We start from the raw sequence: 19803 nt of genomic DNA on the forward strand, positions 1-19803 counted from the left end.
CGACGATGGTCGTGAGGGCTGTCCGGGCGAGGGTGTCGGACGTCGAAACGAACACGGTCCGGACTCGGGCCGGACAGCGGGGCGTGATCACCAGTAGTCTCCCGCTGACCTCGACGTTGACGACCTCAGGAGTAGTGCATGACGGTGGCCGGAACCCGTGATCGCAAGCGGGTGTGGCGGGCTTGGTACCTCTACGACTGGGCCAATTCGCCGTTCTATTCGTCGGTCATCACGGTCTTCGGAGCGCTCTATTTGAGCGAGGTGGCGGCCGCGGACGCGAAGACCGATTTCACCCTTAACGGGGACAGGCCGTGCACCGATTCGAGTGGAGTCGCGAGCACCCTTCAGAACTGCGATGTGTCGTTCTTCGGGTTGAGCTTCCCGGCGGGGTCGCTGTGGGGGTATCTGCTTTCCGTCGCGACGGTGACGCAGGTGCTGGTGTTGCCGATCGCCGGCGCGATCGCGGACCGGAGCAGGTACAAGCGGCGGATCCTCGGTGGATTCGCGTTCCTGGGTGCGGTGGCGTCGGCGCTGATGTTCTTCGTCGCGGGGACGAACTGGGAGGTCGGGGTCTGGACGTTCATCCTGGCCAACATCGGTTACGGCGGTGCGCTGGTCGTCTACTACTCGTTCCTGGTGGACATCGCGGAGCCGGACGAGCGGGACGCGGTGTCGTCGAGGGGGTGGGCATTCGGTTATCTGGGCGGCGGGCTCGCGCTGGCGCTGCAGCTGGGGTTCTTCATGGGGCATGACTTCTTCGGGGTGAGCGAGTCGCTCGCGGTCCGGATCTGCTTCCTGACGTCGGGGATCTGGTGGGCGGTGTTCACGTTCCCGGCGGTGCGGGCACTCCCCCAGACTCATGTGCCGAAGTCCGTGGAGCGTGGTCTGCCGGTGCTGACGGCGGGGTTCAAGGAGTTGAAGCGGACGATCGCCGAGGCGCGGGCGTATCCGCTGACGCTGGCGTTCCTGGGGAGCTACCTGGTCTTCACCGACGGGATCACGACGGTGGTGGCGGTGTCGGCGCAGTACGGGAAGGACGAGCTGAAGTACAGCACTCAGGTGCTGATCGTGACGATTCTGGTGATCCAGTTCCTGGCGTACGCGGGTGCGATGATCCACGGCGCGATCGCGGCCAGGATCGGGGCGAAGAAGACGATTTTGGGCAGTCTGGTGGCGTGGGTGGTGGTGCTGGGGTTCGCGTTCTTCATCGAGGCCGGGGAGCCGTTGCAGTTCTACGCGGTGGCCGTCGGGATCGGGTTGGTGCTCGGTGGAACGAACGCGTTGTCGCGTTCGTTGTTCGGGCAGATGATTCCGGAGGGGAAGGACGCGCAGTACTTCTCGTTGTACGTGGTCGGTGAGCGGGGGACGTCGTGGCTGGGGCCCCTGTTGTTCGCCGCGGTCGGTCAGATCACCGGGTCGTTCCGGTACGCGATCGTCGCACTGGTGATCTTCTTCGTGCTCGGTTTCGTGTTCGTGTGGCTGGTCCCGGTGCGTCGGGCGATCGAGGCGGCCGGCAACCGACCACCGGCGGTGCTGTGAGCCTGTGGCGTGCCGATAGGGTCGAGCGTCGTGACCGTACTGAAGGAGAGTGGCCCGGATCCCACGGACGCGTTGTCGTCGGTGCCGGTGGCGGGTTCACGGCGGGGTGTGCCGGTCGTCGGGAAGCTGAAGTTCTGTTACGGGCCGATGGACTGCGGGAAGTCGACGCTGGCGTTGCAGATCGACCACAACCACGCGCGGCAGGGTCGTCGCGGGTTGGTGCTGGTGCGGCATGACCGGTCCGGTGAGCCGCAGATCACCAGCCGGATCGGGTTGACGCGGAAGGCGACCGAGGTGGGGAACGACACCGATCTTCGGTTGCTGGTGCGTGAGCAGTGGGCGGCGGGGCGGCATGTGGACTACTTGATCGTCGACGAGGCGCAGTTCTTGTCGCCTGATCAGGTGGATCAGCTGGCTGAACTGGCCGATGACGTCCAGATCGACGTGTACTGCTTCGGGATCGCGACGGATTTCCGGAGCGTGTTGTTCCCGGGTGCGGCGCGGTTGTTCGAGTTGGCGGACGAGCTGCAGCCGGTTCAGGTCGAGGTGTTGTGCTGGTGCGGGCAGACGGGACGGTTCAACGCACGGGTCTCCGACGGTGAGGTATTGCGGGCCGGGGACACCGTTGTGGTGGCGGATACCGAACAGTCCGTAGTTGAATCTTCACCGACATCACGGTCTGAGGGTGGATCGAATACAGTCCGTTATCAGGTATTGTGCCGTCGGCACTTCCGCCTGGGCGACCTGGGCCCCAGCTCTGCCCAACACGGTCAGTTACGGTTGACGTGACAGGCGTACTACTAGCCCATCTGGGGGATATCCGCACCAAGATGGCCGTATTGACGTCATGCCAGAGCGCGAAATCACTCCTACTAGGAGAAGCTGTTGCCACCGGGTGACACAGCTCATCGTGAGCAAGGACATGGTGTCCAGGGAATCCTCTGGCCCTCCCCGTCGTTGCATAGGGTGAGCATCACCCTGGCTCCACCCGGAGCTGACTGAAAGGACCCCCATCATGGCCGACCGTGTTCTCCGTGGAAGCCGGCTGGGAGCGGTCAGCTACGAGACCGACCGCAACCACGACCTCGCGCCTCGCCGCACTGTGCGCTACGCCTGCCCCAAGAACCACGAGTTCGAGGTGCCCTTCTCCGACGACGCCGAGATCCCCTCGGTGTGGGAGTGCAGGCTGCACGGCAGTGAGTCCGAGATCGTGGACGGCGGACAGCCGGAGCAGAAGAAGGTCAAGCCCCCGAGGACGCACTGGGACATGCTCCTGGAGCGTCGCTCGATTCCGGAGCTCGAAGATCTGCTCAACGAACGTCTCGCCGAGCTGAAGGGACGCAGGACCACCCGGTCCGCCTGACGCACGGCACAAGTAGCTAGCCCCACCACGCAGACGGCGAAGCCCCCGCGACCTCCCACCGCGGGGGCTTCGCCGTGTCCGGGGTCAGCCGGGGATCAGGTCGGCGACGAGGGGCGCCAGGGCGTCGGTCAGCCGCAGCAGGTGGGCGGGCGGGGATTCGAGCAGCGGCAGCCGGACCGTCGCGTGCGGGATGATGCCGAGTTCGGCCAGTGCGGCCTTGGCCATGATCGCCCCCTGTGAGGTGCGCATGATCGCCTCCGTGAGGGGCTGCAGTGCGATGCCGAGTCTCCGTGCGGTGGCGAGGTCTCCCCCGCGTACGGCGCGGATGAGTTCGGCGTTGCGGTCGGCGAGGGCGTTGCCCACGACGCTGACCACGCCGGTGGCGCCACAGGCCAGATACGGCAGGTTGAGCTCGTCGATGCCGCAGTAGTAGGCCAGCGGGGTGCGGGCCATGACGGCCATCGCTTCGAAGAGGTCTCCCTTGGCGTCCTTCACCGCGCGGATCCTGGGGTGGCCGGCGAGTTCGATCAGAGTGGCCGCTTCCAGGGCGGTCCCGGTGCGGGCGGGGACGTCGTAGAGCATCACGGGCAGTTCGGTGGCGTCGGCCACCGCCAGGCAGTGCGCGACGATTCCGGCCTGCGTCGGCTTGGAGTAGTACGGGCAGACGAGCAGAAGCGCGTCCGCTCCGGCCGCCTCGGCTTCTCTCGCGCTATGGATACAGGCGGTGGTGTCGTAGGTGCCGACTCCGGCGATCACGCGTGCGCGGTCCCCGGTCCGGGTCGCCACGGCGTGGACGAGTCTGGCGGCTTCGGTGGCGGTGAGGGTGGGCGCTTCGCCGGTGGTGCCGCCGACGACGATGCCGTCGCATCCGGTGCTCAGGAGGTGGTCGACCAGGCGGGTGAGGCCTGGTTCGCTGACTGCGCCGCCGGGTTCCATCGGGGTGACCATGGCGACGAGGTTGGAGCCGAAGAGCGATTCGGTCATGTGATCGATCCTGTCGGCGCCCATACCTGCGGTCCAGCGATGCTTTTTTGCCGGTATTGCGTAGCCTGACTTCATGATCGAGGTCGGAGCCTTACGGGCGCTGCGGTCGGTGGCCGCGCTGGGAACGCTGGCGCGGGCGGCGGACGAACTGGGGTTCACGGCGTCGGCGGTGTCGCAGCAGATCAAGCGGCTGGAACGCCAGGTCGGGACGCCCGTGCTCGCCCAGGCGGGCCGCGGAGTCGTGCTCACTCCCGCCGGGCAGGCTGTCGTCGAGTCCTCCCTGGAGGTCTTCCAAGCGCTCGAGCGCTGTGCCGAAGCCGCCCAGTCGGTCGCGGAAGGCACGCCACGCGGAGTCCTGCGTGTGGCGGCGTTCTCGACCGCGATCCGAGGGCTGCTCGCGCCCATTCATCCGCGACTGCTGGTGCGCTACCCGGATCTCCGGTTGCACATCACCGAGCAGGACCCCGACCAGGCTCTGCACAGTGTCGATGCCGGAACCGCCGACCTCGCGCTCCTCCATGACGCCGACGGGCTGCCGGTCCCCCTGTCGCCCGCTCTGTCCCGGCGGCTGGTGCACACCGATCTCGGTGACGTCGTCATGGCCGTGACCCATCCGCTGGCGAGTGCTGAGACCCCGCTCGACGGTGCTGACCTGTCCGGGTACGCCTGGGTGACGAGCCCGCCCGGCACGGTGTGCCACCAGTGGTTCCGGCGCCTGTTCGCCGGTCTGGCCGAGGAACCCGACGTGCGGCATCTGGTGGACGACTTCTCCACGCAGTTGTCTCTGGTCGCCTCCGGTGAGGTCCTCGCGCTGATCCCGCGGCTGGCGCGGCCGCCGCTGAGCGAAGGGCTCGTCGCCCGGCCGTTGCGGCGCCCGCCGACGCGTGAGGTGCATGCGGCGTGGCGCCGCAGCGCCGAAGCCAGCCCGGCGATCCGGGCGGTGCTGGCGGACCTCTAGGCGGCTTGATATCCCGGGATGTCCTCGACCCGGTGATACACCGCCAGGCCGCGGGACAGCGCGATGGCGACGTCCTGGTCGGCGCCGGTGGATTACCGGGCAGGCGCAGGACGGCGTCGCAGTGGTGGAGCAGCCGGTCCGCGGTCGGATACATGACCTCCTTGGCGACCGGGTCGGCCACGGTCTTCCCGCCCGCGCCGCGCAGCACCGGGAGCGCGACCCATTCGCCGATCATCGGCACGTGCCCGCTGCGGAAGATCGGCCAGGCGGCTTCCTCGAGCCGGGCGAGGTTGCGGGCGAGCAGTTCGGGGTCGTCGCCGGTGCCGGAGCGGAACGGGCCGGCGATGAGGATCATCAAAGGTTTGGTCATGAACCTGAGCCTAATGTGCAACAATCGGCAAGAACAAGGAGGAACGTGCACATGCTGGCTGCGCAACGACGAGACCTGCTGCTCGAACGCCTAAAGACCGAAGGCCGGATCGTGGCCAAGGATCTCGCCGCCGAACTCGGCATATCAGAGGACAGTATCCGCCGTGACCTGCGGGATCTCGCGGACGCCGGACTTTGTCAACGGGTCTATGGCGGAGCCCTGCCGGTTTCCCCCGCCACCGCGGACTATGCGACGCGGATGGCGGTCAGTGTCGCGGGCAAGGAACGCATCGCGAAACGTGCAGCAGCGTTGATCCGGCTGGGGTCGACCGTCATCCTCGACGGCGGCACGACGGCCCTCGCGCTGGCGAAAGCACTCCCAGTCGACCTCGAAGCGACGATCGTCACGCACAGCCCCACCGTCGCGGCCGCGCTCGTCACGCATCCGAAGGCCGAGGTGTTCCTGATCGGCGGACGGCTCTTCAAACACTCCGCCGTCACCTGCGGCGCCGCCGCGGCGGAGGCGGCGATGAGGGTCAACGCCGATCTGTTCTTCCTCGGCGTCACCGGTGTGCACCCCGAGACCGGCCTCACCACCGGCGACTCCGATGAAGCCGCGATGAAACGTACGCTGGCCACACGCGCCGCCGACACCTACGTACTGGCCAGCTCCGAGAAGATCGGGGCGGCGTCGCCGTTCACCGTGCTCCCCCTGTCCGACGTCGCGGGTGTGATCACCGACGCGGCGCCGGACGAACCGACGGTGAAGGAGCTGGGGAAGCTCGGGGTGAGCGTGCTCGGCGTCAGCCCTTCTTGGCCAGCCCGCGAAGCTGCTGCCAGCGACGCTTGATACCCCACATACCGACCAGGACGATGGCCTCGCGCACGACCGAACCGCTCATCTTCGACTGGCCGATCTCCCGTTCGGTGAAGGTGATCGGCACCTCGACCACCTCGAACCCGGCGAGCTTCGTCCGGAACGCCAGATCGATCTGGAAGCAGTAGCCGCGCGAGGCGATCTCGTCGAGCGGGAGCTTCTCCAGCACCGACCGGCGGTACGCGCGGAATCCCGCGGTGATGTCGTTGATCTTCGTGCCGAGCGCGATCCGCGCGTAGAAGTTCGCCACCCAGGACAGCGCCTTGCGCTGGAACGGCCAGTTCACCGTGCTGCCGCCGGGAACATAGCGGGAGCCGATGGACAGGTCCGCGTCCTCGAGGGCCGCCAGTACCCGGGGCAGATCCTCCGGCGCGTGCGAGCCGTCGGCGTCCATCTCGACGATGGTGGCGTACTCGCGGGAAAGACCCCAGCGGAAACCCGCGACGTACGCGGCGCCCAGGCCCGCCTTCTCGGTCCGGTGCATGACCTGGATCCGCTCGTCGGCCTTCGCGAGCTCGTCGGCGACGTCGCCGGTCCCGTCCGGGCTGCCGTCGTCGACGACGAGGGCGTTCACGTCCGGGAGTGCCTTGAGCAGGCGTTCCAGGATCGGGCCGATGTTCTCCCGCTCGTTGTACGTCGGGATCACCACCAGCACCGGGTCGATTCCCTGGGCCCCCCGCGGCGCCTGCGCCATCCGCTTTTCCTCCGTGTTCCGGCGGGTCAGCCCGCCGCTTCCCTCGTTGCCTTGGCGGCGCTCGCGCGCCGGGTGCGGAAACGGAGCACGTACCCGCCGGTAATCCCGGCGATCGCCAGGGCCAGCAGTCCGTACTCCGTCGTCACACCGAGTAGATCCGACAGCGTAGTCTGCTGCCTCAGCGGTACGCGCCCCACCAGGGAATCTGCGGTGAACAGGCTGGTGGAGGCCATGATCGAACCGTCGGGCGCGACGATCGCGCTGACCCCGCTGGTCGCCGAGACGACCACCGCACGACCGTGCTCGACCGCCCGCAGCCGCGACATCGCCAGCTGCTGATAGCTCATCTCCCCTGGTCCGTACCAGGCGTTGTTGGTCGGCACGACGAGCAGTTCGGCGCCGTCGGCGACCGATTCCCTTGCCGGATAGTCGAACGCGGTCTCGTAGCAGATGAAGACCCCGACCTTGGTCCCCGCGACCGACAGGGCGGCGTTGGCACCGTCACCCGGTGTCATGTTCGCGACGCTGTCGACGAACGGCGTCACCAGCTTCGCGAGCTCACGGGCGGGGACGTACTCGCCGAACGGGACCAGTTGCTGCTTGGCGTAGCGCTGACCGGGCCCGGTGACCGGATCCCAGACAAGCGCGGAGTTCTGCGCCGTGCCGTCGGGCATCCGGACGAGCGCGCCGATGATCGCCTGTGTCCCGTAGTCCCGGACCATCTGGTCGACGCCGGCGTCGCCGGTGCGCATCGCCATCGCGGTCTCGGGCCAGATCAGCAGATCGACCTTGGTGTTGCTCGCCTTGAGCTTTTCGAGGAGCCGGGCGCTCTCGGCGAGGTGGTTGTCGCGGAGCTCGTTGCGGCGGCCTTCCAGTGCCAGCCCGATGTCGGGGGCGTTGCCCTGCACCGTGGCGACGGACAGTTCGCCGTCCTGGGCCTCGGTGCCGATCGTCGGCCACACCGCGAGGCCTGCCACCACCGGCACCAGCGTCAGAACCGACGCGGCCACCAGTGAACGGCGCGGATCGGCGCCCTTCAGGCGCAGGCACAGCGCGGCGAGGCCGAAGCCGGTCAGCACGACGGCGAGACCGACCAGCGGAGCGCCGCCCACCGAGGCCAGCGAGAGGAAGGCGCCTTCGGGCTGGCTGAACGCGACGCGGCCCCACGGGAACCCGCCGAAGGGGAACCACGCGCGCGGTGTCTCCAGCGCGATGATCACCGCCGCCGCCCACAGCGGCCCGAGCGGCAGCCTCCACACCACGGTGGCGAAAGCCCCGCCGAAACCGAGATACACCGACAGCGCCATCGCCAGCCCGAGCCACGGCCACGGACCGAAATCCGGGCCGAGGAAGTCCTGCAGCCAGGTCAGCAGCGGCAGGAAGAACGCCACCCCGAACACGAACCCGTAGCCGAACGCGCCGCGGAACCGGCGTCCGTGCACCACCAGCGCGAAGCCGGTGAACGCCAGCGGGGCGAGCCACCACAGCGGGCGCGGCGCGAAACTCAGGTACAGCGTGAAACCCGACGCCGCGGCGATGAGGAAACGCACGAGCCAGGCGCGGGAGAACCGCTTCCTGGGCACCGCCTCGGGATCCGGATCGGTCACGGTCGTGGACACTCCTGAACCCTAGGCCGTGCGGGTGAACGCGTCGTGGATGACCTGTCCGTCGCGGACCGTACGCAGACAACGCGGCAGCGGGGCGCCTTCTTCGAGGTTCGGCAGCGGGGGCACGCCCGCCCGCGGGTCGGTCGACCAGCGCTGCACCCGCGAGTCCGGCGTCGCGACGACCAGGTCCGTGGCGTCCCAGACCGCGTAGTGCGCGGGAGCGCCCGGGACCAGGCTGCCGGTGACGCCGTCGTTGACCCCGGCGGCGCGGTGCCCGGCGCGGGTGTGCGCGGTGAAGGACGCGCGAGCGGACAGTCCCGAGCCGGGGGTGCGGTGGTAGGTCCCGGCTCGGACGGTGGCCCACGGGTCGACCGGCGTGACAGGGGCGTCGGAGCCGAACGCGAGCAGGAGCCCTTCGGCGGCCATGGCGGAGAACGGGTTGAGTTTCGCGGCCCGTCCGGCGCCGAGACGGTCGGTGTACATGCCGTGCGCGCCGCCCCATTCCGCGTCGAATTGCGGCTGGACGGAGGCGACCACACCCCAGCCCGCGAGCGCCCGCGCCTGTTCGGCGTCGATCATCTCGACGTGTTCGAGCCGGTGGTGCGTGGCCGCGAGCGCGCGTTGGCCGACGGTCTTCTCCGCGAGGCGGAACCCTTCGACAACTTCGGTGACAGCGGCGTCGCCGATGACGTGGAACCCGGCCTGCAAGCCCGCTTCGGTGCAGGCGGCGACGTGCTCGGCGATGGCGGGGGCGTCGAGGTAGAGCGTCCCGGAGGTGCCGTGCGCGTCGGCGTAGGGCTCGTGCAGGGCGGCGGTTCGGGAGCCGAGGGCGCCGTCGACGAACAGGTCACCCGCCACTCCCCTGGCACCCAGCGCGCGGGCCCGGTCGATTCCGCCGCGCTCGCCCCAGTAGCCGACGACCTCCGGCAGTCCCGGTTCCGCGGCGAGGGCGAGCAGGTCGGTGAGGTCTTCGGCACCGGAGATGTCCGGGCCCGCGCATTCGTGGACGCTGACGACTCCCCGCGCGGCGGCTTCGGCGAGGAACGCCCGCTGGGCCTCGCGTCGCTGGCCGGGGGTGATCGCCTCGCGCATCGCGGCGCGGACAAGGTGATGGGCGTCGCGGGTCAGCGGTCCGTCTGCCGACCAGCCCGCCACGTCGTGCACGCCGGGCGCGAGGGCGACGAGCGCGCTGGACACGAGGGCGGAGTGGACGTCGACGCGGCTGAGGTAGACCGGGATTCCGTTCGCGGCCTCGTCGATCTCCGCGCGGCTGGGCAGCCTGCCGTCGGCCCAGCGTGACTCATCCCAGCCGTGCGCGACGAGCACCTGTCCCGGTCGCACGGCGGCACGGACCGCGGCCAGCAGTTCGGCGGCACCGCGGATGTTCGCGAGGTTCAACCCGGTCAGGTGCAGCCCGGTCGCGGTGGCGTGGACGTGCGCGTCGACGAACGCGGGGGCGACGAAGGCGCCGTCGAGGTCGACCGTCTCGGCGTCGGGATGCAGCGCCTTGGCCGGGCCGTCCTGTCCCACCCAGACCACGGTGCCGTCCGTGATCGCCATGGCGGTGGCGTCGGGCGCGGACGGGCTGTAGATGCGCCCGCCGAGCAGGAGTGTGGTTCGCGCGTTGGTCACGCTTCCGAGTTTGCAGCGTGGGGGTGATCACGATGTGGTTAGGGTCGGTGAAATGAGCTGGGGAGCCGGATTCACCAAGTCAGCAGCCGATCGTGCCGTCGTCGGGACCACTTTGTCCGCGGCGCTGGGGCTCGGGGCGGTGGTCGTTTTCACCGCGGTCCGTGACACCGCGATCCTGCGGCCGTTGATCGCGTTGGCCGCGCCGTCGAGGTGGCCGTCGGACCTGGTCGTGCCCTCGCTGTTTCCGGTGGCCGCGGTGCTCGCGGCCGTGTTCCTCACCCGGTGGTGGCCGTGGCTGCTGGTGGCGGGAGTCGTCCTGTCCTCGCCGACCGCCGTGGTGCATCTGTTCCCGGAGCTGGGCGATCATCCGTCGCTGGTGACCGTCGCGTTGGCCGGTCCGCCGGTGGTACTGCTGGCCGTGCTCGCGGCCGCGCAGGATCTCCTGCGGCGGGGTGCCAGGACCGCCGGGCTCGTACTCGTCGGGCTCGCCGTGGGGTCCCAGTTGTTCGCCGCGAGCCTGGCGGGCGCGTCATGGCTCATGCTCGCGGCCGGTGGCCTGGTCTGGCATCTGGTGCTCACGGCGCTGAGTGTCGCCGGAGCGGTGCTGGCGGTGCTCACCCGTGGTGCGCGCGCCCAGGATCCGGAGTGGCCGGAGCCGCGTCCGCTGTCGGCGCGCTTCGGTGTGGGCGCGGTACTGGCGGTGTTGCTGCCGATGGCCGCGCACCTGATCGACGTCGAGACGGTGAGCAGGGTGCTCGACGTCTCCGCCGCGTCGATCGCCAGGCATCCGGACGTCACCGTGGCGATCGGCGGCGTCGTCGTGCTCGTCGGCGGGGTGATCGCGTGCGCGGTGGCCGGTTCGCGGGCGTTCTTCGCCGCGGCGACGTCGGCGAGTGTGCAGGTGGGCGCGATGGCGCCGCTGCTGCTTGCCGTGTACTCGGTGGCGTTCCAGCCGGTGCTGAGCTGGCTGGCTGCCGTGGTGGGCGTCGCCGCCGGATGCCTGGCGGGAGCGTCACGGTGGCGGGTCGGATTCGCCGTCGGCGGGGCGGTGCTGTCCGCGCTCGTGCTGGCCGTCCTGGATCTGGGGACCGGTGGAGTGCCGGAGAAACTGATCGACCACGAGGCGGTGATCCCCGGCGCGCTGCTGCTGGCGCTGCTGTGCGCCACCGTCGTCGCCGTGATCGTCACCACCGGCCCCCGGCTCGCCGAGCACAACGCGGTCATGCCCGTCCTCGGGCCGCTGGCTTCGGTCCTGGTCTTCGGTGGTGCCGCGGCGATGCTCGCGCTCCAGGCGCGGGACCAGGACGAGACACCGACCGTGCTCCAGCCGGTCCACCACCTCGGCTTCTCCGCCGGCCTGCTGTTCCTCGCCGCCGTGCTGGTCGCGGGCGTAGCCGCCTACGAGCACCTGCGAACCCGATCACCGGCGGAGCCGGCCGCCGTCTGACACACCACGGTCGGCAGGAATATTTACGTCTTCGGAACGATGTGACAGGATATTTTCACGCGTTTCCGACGACGAGGAGTACAAGTGACTGCGATCCAGCAACCGACCTCGCCGGTGGCCGCCTACGATCAGCCCTACGACTACACCCGAGTCGAGCTGATCGAACCCGACTGGCGCCGCTTCCCCGGCTGGCACGACGTGACCGAGGCAGAGTGGCGAGACGCGCAGTGGCAGCGAGTGCACTGCATCCGTAACGCCAAGCAGCTGCGTGCCCTGATGGGCGACCTGCTCGAGGAGCGCTTCTACGAGGACATGCTCGCCGACCAGCGCGAGATGGCCACGATGTCGATGCTGCTGCCGCCCCAGATGATCAACACGATGGCACCCAACGCGGGTACCGACCCGGCGAAGGTCACCGAGGCCTGGTACGCCGACCCGATCCGCCGCTACATGCTCCCGGTGCGCAGCGACCGCGACACCGAATGGCCGAGCCATCCGCACTCCGAGCGCGACTCACTGCACGAGGCCGAGATGTGGGTGGTGGAGGGGCTGACCCACCGCTACCCCACCAAGGTCCTCGCCGAGATGATCTCCACCTGCCCCCAGTACTGCGGGCACTGCACCCGGATGGACCTCGTCGGCAACTCGACCGAACAGATCGAGAAACACAAACTCTCGCTCAAGCCGGTCGACCGCCAGGACGCGATGATCGACTACCTCAAGAAGACCCCCGGCGTACGTGACGTCGTGGTCTCGGGCGGCGACGTCGCCAACGTGCCGTGGCCGCAGCTGGAGTCGTTCCTCATGCGGCTGATGGACATCGACACCGTCCGCGACATCCGGCTCGCGACCAAGGCGCTCGCCGCCCTGCCGCAGCACTGGATCCAGCCGAAGGTCGTCGAAGGCCTCGAACGCGTCGCCGGCACCGCGCAGCGCCGCGGCGTCAACCTCGCCATCCACACCCACGTCAACCACGCCCAGTCGGTCACCCCGCTGGTCGCGGAAGCCGCCAGGACCGCGCTCGACGTCGGCGTCCGCGACGTGCGCAACCAGGGCGTGCTGATGAAGGGCGTCAACGCGACCCCGTCCGAACTGCTGGATCTCTGCTTCGCCCTGCAGGGCGAAGCGAATATCCTGCCGTACTATTTCTATATGTGCGACATGATCCCCAATGCCGAACATTGGCGGGTGTCCGTGCACGAAGCACAGGAATTGCAGCACGCGATCATGGGGTATTTGCCGGGCTATGCCACGCCGCGAATCGTGTGCGACGTGCCTTATGTGGGCAAGCGCTGGGTGCACCAGCTCGCCGAATACGACCGCGAGTTGGGTATTTCCTACTGGACCAAGAACTACCGCACCGGGATCGAACACGAAGACCCGGAAGCCTTGCAACGGCGTTACCCCTACTACGACCCGATCTCGACCCTGCCCGAGGCCGGTCAGCGCTGGTGGCGCGACCAGCCCCGGACGGCCTGACCAGCCGGCCCGCCAGGTAGGTCCCCGAGGGGGGCGTTTGAGGCTCATGTGCGAGCTTCAAACGCCCCCCTCTGCCGTGCGAAGTGGTGGACACGGAATTATGCGCTGTCCACGCCGCGGCTCCTTTAGTCCCGTGGCTCGACACGGAGAGCGTCGACGTCGGAAACCAGCCTGAGCTGATCACCTTCCGGCTGGGCACCGCCGATCGTCAGAACCGTCCCGTCCTCTTCCGTGGCGCACTCATTCGAGCCTCTCGCCAAGGGCAAGAGGACATCGAGGAGCCGCCATTTCCCCGCCTCGATGTCGAACAGCTCAGTGCTCCGCCTCGGTCTCGCCCTGTCTTCTCCGGCCGCGAGTTCGCCACCTCCCACCACGGCCAGGAACCGCCTTTTCCCGATCTTCGTCCCGATCGCCCCCTGCAGCAGACGCGATTGCTTCAGTGGACTCAGGATCTCCCATTCATCGGCCTCGTCGTCGTAGCGCTCGACTGTCGCCAAGGATTCACCGACCGGCGACTGTCCACCGATCGCGTACAGATACCGTCCCGATGCCACCAGGCGATGCCGCCATTTCGGAACTCGCATCGGAGCGACCTCGGTCCATTTTTCTCGCGCCTCGTCGAGGATCAGAACGGACTTCGTCGGCCCCTCCTGATCGTCGCCGGTCTCGGCGAAACCACCCGCGACGTACACCACTCCGTTGAGCGTGGCCGCCGCGGGCGCTCCTCTCGGCACGGGCAGGGAAGTCCCCGTCTCCCATGCTTTCCCCACCGTGTCATACCTCTCCACGACCTTCTGGGCCTCGTTGACGCCACCGATTCCGCCGATTCCGCCGATGGCGTAGATGTGGTCCCCGACCGCGGTGGCGGCGAGATTTCCCCTCGGTGTCCGCATCGGTGACAGGTTCTGCCATCCCCCGGAACCCGACGTCCGCCGGACTTCGACGGAATCGAGGAAAAGGTCCTGGGTGAACCCGCCGATTGTGTGAATCCACTTGCCGACCGTCACCACGGCATGTCCGGCACGAGCGACATGCAAGGGCGGACGGGAAACCCACTTACGGCGGGAATCGTTTTCTTCCGCGCTTTTCTCGGCCATGGCACCTCCTTGAATGGACTTGCCATTAACAGTCGAGCCTCGCTTCACGGCGTCACGCCATCCGCGAGAAGTCATGCGAATGGCCCAGCATGAAGCCGGTTCCCGCCCCGCGGCGGACGAGGACCGAAAGTTCCTCGAAACTCTTTGCCCGGTGACGCCGCGCCGTGTTCTGCTGCTCGCGGTAGGTGAACATCATCGATTTCGTCCAGGTCACCGAAGACTTGGTTCCCGGTGCCGGCCTTGTCGGCGGGGACATGTCCCGAGGTGGGCATCCCCTGGGCGGCGCCCGGGAGGAGAACACGGATGGCAAGAAGTTCGTCGGAACTGCACGGTAGGCGGTGGTGGCGGTCATCGGTCGCGCGGATTCTGGCGGGAGTGGCCAGCGTGGCCGTCACGGCCACCGTGCTGGTGACGGCTCCGGGCGCTGACGCCGCGGCCAGCACGCTGGGGGCGGCGGCCGCGCAGTCCGGCCGGTACTTCGGCACCGCGATCGCCGGCGGGAGGCTCGGCGACTCCGCCTACACCACGATCGCGGCACGCGAGTTCAACATGGTGACGGCCGAGAACGAGATGAAGCCCGACGCGACCGAGCCCAACCAGAACCAGTTCAACTTCTCGGCGGGCGACCAGATCTACAACTGGGCGGTCAGCCGGGGTCTGCGGGTCCGCGGTCACACTCTCGCCTGGCACGCCCAGCAGCCAGGGTGGATGCAGAACATGAACGGCAGCGCCCTCCGCAGCGCGATGATCAACCACATCCAGAAGGTCATGGCGCATTACCAGGGCAAACTCGCGCACTGGGACGTGGTCAACGAAGCCTTCAACGAAGACGGCAGCCGCCGTTCGTCGAATCTTCAGGGCACGGGCAACGACTGGATCGAGGTCGCGTTCCGGACAGCGCGCGCGGCGGACCCGTCGGTCAAGCTCTGCTACAACGACTACAACATCGACAACTGGAACTACGGCAAAACACAGGGCGTGTACAACATGGTGCGGGACTTCAAAGCCCGCGGCGTGCCGATCGACTGTGTGGGCCTGCAGGCCCACTTCACCGGCGGCAGTTCGGTCCCGAGCAACTTCCAGACCACGATCTCCAGCTTCGCGGCGCTCGGCGTCGACGTGGCGCTCACCGAGGTCGATGTCACCAACGCTTCCACCTCGCAGTACACGGCGCTGACTCAGGCTTGCCTGAACGTCGCGCGCTGCGTCGGCATCACCGTGTGGGGCGTGCGTGACAGCGACTCCTGGCGTTCCAGTGAAAGTCCCCTCCTGTTCGACGGCAACGGCAACAAGAAGGCCGCCTACAACTCGGTATTGAACGCCCTCAACGCCGGAAGCCCGACCACGACACCCACCACCCCGACCACACCCACGTCTCCGGGCGGGGGCGATTGCACCGCCACGCTTTCGGCAGGGCAGGCCTGGAGCGACCGGTACAACCTGAACGTTTCGGTCAGCGGCTCCTCCACCTGGACGGTCACCATGACCGTTCCGAGCCCCGCGAGGATCAGTGCCACCTGGAACATCAACGGCACTTGGCCCAGCAGTCAGGTCCTCGTCGCCAAACCCAACGGCAACGGCTCCAACTGGGGTGTCACCATCCAGCACAACGGAAACTGGAACTGGCCCAGCGTCAGCTGCAGCGCATCCTGATCCCGCCGAGTGAAGGCAAGTTGGTCAACTCGTCGACGGGATTGTCCCGCTCGATGGGGGCTGGTCCGGAAGCCCACGTCGCCGTGGGCTTCCGGCGGGGATCGCGGTGGGCAGGCGCACCCTGGGTCCGTAGGCTGTTCGCGTGTTCGACTCCGAGCTGGAAGTCTGCGGCGCCTGGCTCGTTCAGGACTGCCTGATCGCGAAGGGGAGCAAGCGTGACAGACGCACGACGGCGGTCCTATGTCGACGAGGTGGCCCGCCTCGTCGACTGGCAGCCTGGGGACTTCCAGCCTGAGCTGGACTGGGAGACTCTTGAGCGCGAGTTGGGGATCCCGTTGCCCAGCGACTATAAGGAGCTGATGGCTCGATTCCCGTCCGGCGCCTACCGGGACAGCATCGAGGTCGGCAACCCGGCGCAGAGTGCCGATGAACTCGCGACCGTCAAACGGGACAACGATCAGCTCCTGAGAATCTTCGCGGACGAGTACACCGGATATCTCAAGGACGTGTCCTATCGGCTGTTCCCCGAGGCCGGCGGGCTGTATCCATGGGGAACGCACGATGCGGGTGGCACATTCTGGTGGATCACCGACTCGGCCGACCCGGACACGTGGCGAATCGCCTACAACGACCGGGAGGACTGGCACGAACACGCGGGACCGATGTCGAAGGTCATCCACGACATTTTGACGAGCACTGGCACGGACAACATCCTGCAGTGGGATATGGCTGAGACCCCGGCAGGATTCACCGGGTTCGTGGGAGACCGGATGATCTCCTACCCGGCAACGTAAGTTTCCGGTCGGCCAGGCTGTTCGTCTTCTTCCTCCTCTGGTGCGCGCTTGCGGACCGGCTTCGCCGGTACCTCCTCCATCGGTTCCGGCTCCACCTCGTCGGACGGTCCGACGTTGATGGAGGCGATCTCCCACAACCCCAGCGACTTGTCGGCGTAGGCGCCGTTCTCCTCCATGCACCCCTCGACCAGCACCGCCAGCGGCTCCGGGAACCCGAACGGTTCCCGGCACAGGTTCAGCGGCCGCCAGTCGCCCGTCGTGATGTCGGTGTTGGTGCCCAGTTCGGTGAACGTCGTGGTGAGCAGGTACCGGGAGCCGCTCCGCCGAAGGTTGCGCAGCGCCCGCCCGATGTCGGCAAAGCTCAGGTGGACCAGGCAATCCCGGCACAGCACCAAATCCACCGTTGGCAGGGGATCTCCGGTCAGATCGAGCACTCGGAACTCCCGCACCGGATCGTCCCGGAAACGTGCGGCGTTCAGCTCGATCAGATCGGTGACGATGTCGGCCCCGACGTACCGATCGAGATCGAGATCGACCTCGCTGAGCCAGCCGAAGTCGCCGCACGGCAGGTCGAGCAGGGTGCGCACCTCGAAGCGGTCGAGAACACCCGGAAGCTGATCGCGCAGCTGCTGTGTCTGTACCGACTCGGAACCCGGCCCGGAAACCGACGAGGAACTCCACAACCGGGATCGGAAGATGTAGGTGAACCGATCCCGGTTCTCCATGCGCTCGAGCTCGTCGGCCACTCGTCGGAAGTTGCGCTGCGCTGTGGTGATCGGCCGTTCGTCCACGCCTCCATCGTAGAGCGACTCCGCCCTGGCAGCTACCGAGTCCACTGTGGACGGAGTAGCCTGGCCGCGGCCCGGCTGACTGAGGCTCGCATGCCCACTTCCGCTGAAGGGTCGTGAGTGATTTGGATGGGCTCTACGGATTGGGTCTCCGGTGCTCGTCAGCGACCCGTTCCCGCCTCCAGATCGAGCGGCTGGCGATCGGAGGACTGGAAGATCAGCACGTTGTTGATGTTCACCGTCCACTCGTCGACGAACCTGTCCGGGTGGTAGTAGGACAGCCGCACCTCCCGCATGTTCGCGGCGAGCATGCCGCTGGCGACACCGGTGAACGCCGGCCGGCCGGGCATCACCTCGACCAGCACCTCGTCCGCCAGCACCAGCCCGGGCCGCAACGACACGATCAGCGTGGGCGACACGGGAAAATCCGACCGGACGAGCACTTCCACTTCGAATCCGGACGGCCTGCCCGAAGCCGGCTTGATCTCGCCGAAGGCGACCGTCAACGGGCCGAACCGCAGCGGTCCGGGCGCGGTCGGCCGGACGACCACCTGCGCTGTCCTGTCCAGCCGCTCGTCGTCTTCGTATCCCGCGGGCAGGAGCAGGTCCACGTCGGTTTCCGGCCCGAGGTCCTGGCCGAGCCCGCGCGCGAGGGTCTCGGATTCGGCAAGCAGGTTGAGGGAAAGGTCCACCACGCCGTCGACCGCGTCGACGAGGTCGCTGCCCAGCTCGTCGATCCGTTCCTCGCGCCTGCTCCGCAGGCCCAGCCGGCTTGACCGGGTGAGCTGGTTCCGGGCCTGCTCATAGGCTTTGGGGCCGAAGAGCGGAAGCGACTGGGTCAGCGCCCGGAACGCCGCGTCGTTCAACGCGCTCAGCGCCGCGGGTACGGCGTCGGGACGGCCGGCGGAGAGGGAGCAGAGCGCCACGTACCGCTCTGCCACCGCGATCTGCAGCGGAGACTTGGCCGAAGCGGCCGCGGCGGCCTCGCGGAACCAGTCACGCGCGCGGGCCAGCTCGGTGGCCCGCGAGTTCTGCTCGGGCGCGGTGCTCGCGTCGCGCAGCGCCCGCTGCCCGGCGGCCAACGCGGTCGTGTATCGCTGGTCCAGCAACTCTTCGAGCTGACTGCCGATCCCGGCCAGCTGCTCGCTCAAGCGATCTTCGCTGGCCACCAACTCGCCCAGCAGCTCCGAAGCCAGCCCGCCGAGCTCGTCGTTCCCCGTGAGCGCCCGGACCAGCTGGGAAGCGCCGTATTTCGCGGCGATCGCGGCGATCGCGGTCAGTGGCTCCATCTGCCTCACCTTAAACCCATGACAGTCCGGCCCAGTCAGTCCAACTGGTAGCGGTAGATGAGGTGTGAACGACGGCGGCCGCGGCCCGGCACCGGGTCGCGGCCGCCGTGCGTCCGAGAGCGCCTGGTCGTCAGGCGAGCGCCGTGATCAGCCCGACCGTCAGCGCCGTCCGTTCCGGGATGTGCGACACGAGGACATGCTCGTCGCGTGCGTGGGCGCCGCCTCCGACGGCGCCCAGTCCGTCGAGCACCGGGCGGCCCAGTGCGGACACGAAGTTGCCGTCGCTCGCGCCGCCCACGGCGGTCTCCTCCAGCTCCCAGCCCGCTTCGACGGCCACCTTCCGTGCCGTCGCGAACAGCGCCCGGGATGGGGTGTTCTGCGTCATCGGCGGACGGTTCCACTCCCCGGTGACCGAAACGGTCACGCGAGGATCGGCGGTTTCAAGTCCGGTGAAAACCGCGTCGATCCGGTCCATTTCGGACGGTTCGGCGACGCGGACGTCGACGCCGCAGACCGCCTGGCCCGCGGTGACGTTACGGCCGGTACCACCGGAGATCGTCCCGACGTTGACCGTGGTCCCGTGTTCGCGCGAGCCCGCCGCGGCGAGCCGCCCGACGATCTCCGCGAGGCCATGGATCGCGCTCGCGCCCGCGTAGGGGTCCAAGCCCGCGTGTGCCTCGACGCCGGTGGCGGTCACGTCGAACAGGCCGACGCCTTTACGCGCGGTCTTCAGCTTCCCGTCCAGCGACGCCTCGAAGACGAGGGTGGCGAGCGCGCCGTCACTCGCGGCTTCGATGTAGGGCCGGGAGTGCGGGCTGCCGATCTCCTCGTCGCCGTTGAAGAGGAACTTGACCGACGGATGCGGAAGGCCGAGTTCGCGCAGCCCCCGCAGAGCCCAGACCGACTGCACCAGGCCGAGCTTCATGTCGAACGCGCCCGGCCCGGTGATCCGGTCGCCGTCGGCGGTGTACGGCCATCCGGCGAGCGTGCCGGTCGGCCAGACCGTGTCGTAGTGGCTCAGCAGCAGCACCGTGCCAGGCGCCGTTCCCGCATAGTCCAGTTCGAGCACGTCACCGCGCACCGCGTCGACGCGCCGTGCCTCGGTACTCGGTGCGCCGAGACGTTCGAAGACCCAGCTCCGGAGCGTGTCGAGGCCTTTGTCCAGCATCGGCTTGTCGTAGCTGTGCGTCTCCAGTTCGACGATCCTTCGCAGGTCGTCGAGCATGGACGGCA

The 19803-nt window shown here is 68.2% G+C and carries 18 protein-coding genes; 9 read left to right on the forward strand and 9 right to left on the reverse strand.

The window, feature by feature from the left end:
- Positions 1 to 138: 138 nt before the first annotated feature.
- The 3 genes from ACZ7KI_RS17835 to ACZ7KI_RS17845 all read left to right on the forward strand — a co-directional run bounded on the left by ACZ7KI_RS17835 (position 139) and on the right by ACZ7KI_RS17845 (position 2902).
- Positions 139 to 1539: an MFS transporter gene (locus ACZ7KI_RS17835; protein WP_470274210.1), complete on the forward strand. Its 1401-nt coding sequence runs from the start codon at positions 139 to 141 to the stop codon at positions 1537 to 1539.
- A 30-nt stretch (positions 1540 to 1569) separates the two neighbouring features.
- Positions 1570 to 2328 carry a thymidine kinase gene (locus ACZ7KI_RS17840; RefSeq protein ID WP_470274211.1) on the forward strand — a complete coding sequence of 253 codons (759 nt, stop codon included), beginning with the start codon at positions 1570 to 1572 and terminating at the stop codon, positions 2326 to 2328.
- 226 nt (positions 2329 to 2554) lie between these two features.
- Positions 2555 to 2902 (forward strand): RNA polymerase-binding protein RbpA, encoded by a 348-nt coding sequence (locus ACZ7KI_RS17845; RefSeq protein ID WP_005151365.1) that lies wholly within the window; start codon positions 2555 to 2557, stop codon positions 2900 to 2902.
- A gap of 84 nt (positions 2903 to 2986) precedes the next feature.
- On the opposite strand, the gene dapA is transcribed toward ACZ7KI_RS17845, so the two are convergent.
- Positions 2987 to 3886: a 4-hydroxy-tetrahydrodipicolinate synthase gene (dapA, locus tag ACZ7KI_RS17850; RefSeq protein ID WP_470274212.1), complete on the reverse strand. Its 900-nt coding sequence runs from the start codon at positions 3884 to 3886 to the stop codon at positions 2987 to 2989.
- Between the two features lie 73 nt (positions 3887 to 3959).
- Here dapA and ACZ7KI_RS17855 point away from each other — a divergent pair, with 73 nt between their 5' ends.
- Together ACZ7KI_RS17855 and ACZ7KI_RS17860 are read left to right on the forward strand one after the other, a co-directional pair.
- Positions 3960 to 4844 (forward strand): LysR family transcriptional regulator, encoded by an 885-nt coding sequence (locus tag ACZ7KI_RS17855; protein WP_470274213.1) that lies wholly within the window; start codon positions 3960 to 3962, stop codon positions 4842 to 4844.
- Positions 4845 to 5265: 421 nt separating this feature from the next.
- Positions 5266 to 6063 (forward strand): DeoR/GlpR family DNA-binding transcription regulator, encoded by a 798-nt coding sequence (locus ACZ7KI_RS17860; RefSeq protein WP_470274290.1) that lies wholly within the window; start codon positions 5266 to 5268, stop codon positions 6061 to 6063.
- Here ACZ7KI_RS17860 and ACZ7KI_RS17865 read toward each other — a convergent pair.
- The 3 genes from ACZ7KI_RS17865 to ACZ7KI_RS17875 are packed head-to-tail and all read right to left on the reverse strand — an operon-like array spanning position 6017 to position 10023.
- A complete protein-coding gene (locus ACZ7KI_RS17865; protein ID WP_465502124.1) occupies positions 6017 to 6784 on the reverse strand; it encodes a polyprenol monophosphomannose synthase in 768 nt (255 codons plus the stop codon). The genes ACZ7KI_RS17860 and ACZ7KI_RS17865 overlap by 47 nt on opposite strands.
- 26 nt (positions 6785 to 6810) lie before the next feature.
- Positions 6811 to 8403 (reverse strand): apolipoprotein N-acyltransferase, encoded by a 1593-nt coding sequence (gene lnt, locus ACZ7KI_RS17870; protein WP_470274214.1) that lies wholly within the window; start codon positions 8401 to 8403, stop codon positions 6811 to 6813.
- A gap of 9 nt (positions 8404 to 8412) precedes the next feature.
- Positions 8413 to 10023 (reverse strand): amidohydrolase, encoded by a 1611-nt coding sequence (locus ACZ7KI_RS17875; RefSeq protein WP_470274215.1) that lies wholly within the window; start codon positions 10021 to 10023, stop codon positions 8413 to 8415.
- Positions 10024 to 10075: 52 nt separating this feature from the next.
- Here ACZ7KI_RS17875 and ACZ7KI_RS17880 point away from each other — a divergent pair, with 52 nt between their 5' ends.
- Positions 10076 to 11470, forward strand: coding sequence for a hypothetical protein (locus ACZ7KI_RS17880; RefSeq protein WP_470274216.1), 1395 nt, complete (start codon positions 10076 to 10078; stop codon positions 11468 to 11470).
- 84 nt (positions 11471 to 11554) lie between these two features.
- Positions 11555 to 12949, forward strand: a complete 1395-nt coding sequence (locus ACZ7KI_RS17885; RefSeq protein ID WP_470274217.1) for a KamA family radical SAM protein — start codon at positions 11555 to 11557, stop codon at positions 12947 to 12949.
- A 125-nt stretch (positions 12950 to 13074) separates the two neighbouring features.
- Here the strand turns inward: ACZ7KI_RS17885 and ACZ7KI_RS17890 are convergent, their stop codons facing one another.
- Positions 13075 to 14046 carry a Kelch repeat-containing protein gene (locus ACZ7KI_RS17890; protein WP_470274218.1) on the reverse strand — a complete coding sequence of 324 codons (972 nt, stop codon included), beginning with the start codon at positions 14044 to 14046 and terminating at the stop codon, positions 13075 to 13077.
- 52 nt (positions 14047 to 14098) lie between these two features.
- The gene (locus ACZ7KI_RS17895; RefSeq protein WP_470274219.1) at positions 14099 to 14260 is read right to left on the reverse strand and encodes a hypothetical protein; all 162 of its coding nucleotides are present in this window, start codon (positions 14258 to 14260) and stop codon (positions 14099 to 14101) included.
- Positions 14261 to 14349: 89 nt separating this feature from the next.
- Here ACZ7KI_RS17895 and ACZ7KI_RS17900 point away from each other — a divergent pair, with 89 nt between their 5' ends.
- Together ACZ7KI_RS17900 and ACZ7KI_RS17905 are read left to right on the forward strand one after the other, a co-directional pair.
- On the forward strand, positions 14350 to 15699 hold the full coding sequence (locus ACZ7KI_RS17900) for a glycoside hydrolase family 10 protein (RefSeq protein ID WP_470274220.1): 1350 nt from the start codon (positions 14350 to 14352) through the stop codon (positions 15697 to 15699).
- A gap of 215 nt (positions 15700 to 15914) precedes the next feature.
- Positions 15915 to 16493 carry an SMI1/KNR4 family protein gene (locus ACZ7KI_RS17905; protein ID WP_470274221.1) on the forward strand — a complete coding sequence of 193 codons (579 nt, stop codon included), beginning with the start codon at positions 15915 to 15917 and terminating at the stop codon, positions 16491 to 16493.
- On the opposite strand, the gene ACZ7KI_RS17910 is transcribed toward ACZ7KI_RS17905, so the two are convergent.
- The 3 genes from ACZ7KI_RS17910 to ACZ7KI_RS17920 all read right to left on the reverse strand — a co-directional run bounded on the left by ACZ7KI_RS17910 (position 16478) and on the right by ACZ7KI_RS17920 (position 19795).
- A complete protein-coding gene (locus ACZ7KI_RS17910; protein ID WP_470274222.1) occupies positions 16478 to 17284 on the reverse strand; it encodes a class I SAM-dependent methyltransferase in 807 nt (268 codons plus the stop codon). The two genes, ACZ7KI_RS17905 and ACZ7KI_RS17910, sit on opposite strands and share 16 nt — an antisense overlap.
- 158 nt (positions 17285 to 17442) lie before the next feature.
- On the reverse strand, positions 17443 to 18570 hold the full coding sequence (locus tag ACZ7KI_RS17915) for a hypothetical protein (protein WP_470274223.1): 1128 nt from the start codon (positions 18568 to 18570) through the stop codon (positions 17443 to 17445).
- 130 nt (positions 18571 to 18700) lie between these two features.
- Positions 18701 to 19795 carry a M20 family metallopeptidase gene (locus ACZ7KI_RS17920; protein ID WP_470274291.1) on the reverse strand — a complete coding sequence of 365 codons (1095 nt, stop codon included), beginning with the start codon at positions 19793 to 19795 and terminating at the stop codon, positions 18701 to 18703.
- Positions 19796 to 19803: the final 8 nt, after the last annotated feature.

Source organism: Amycolatopsis sp. NPDC039088, assembly GCF_055598845.1.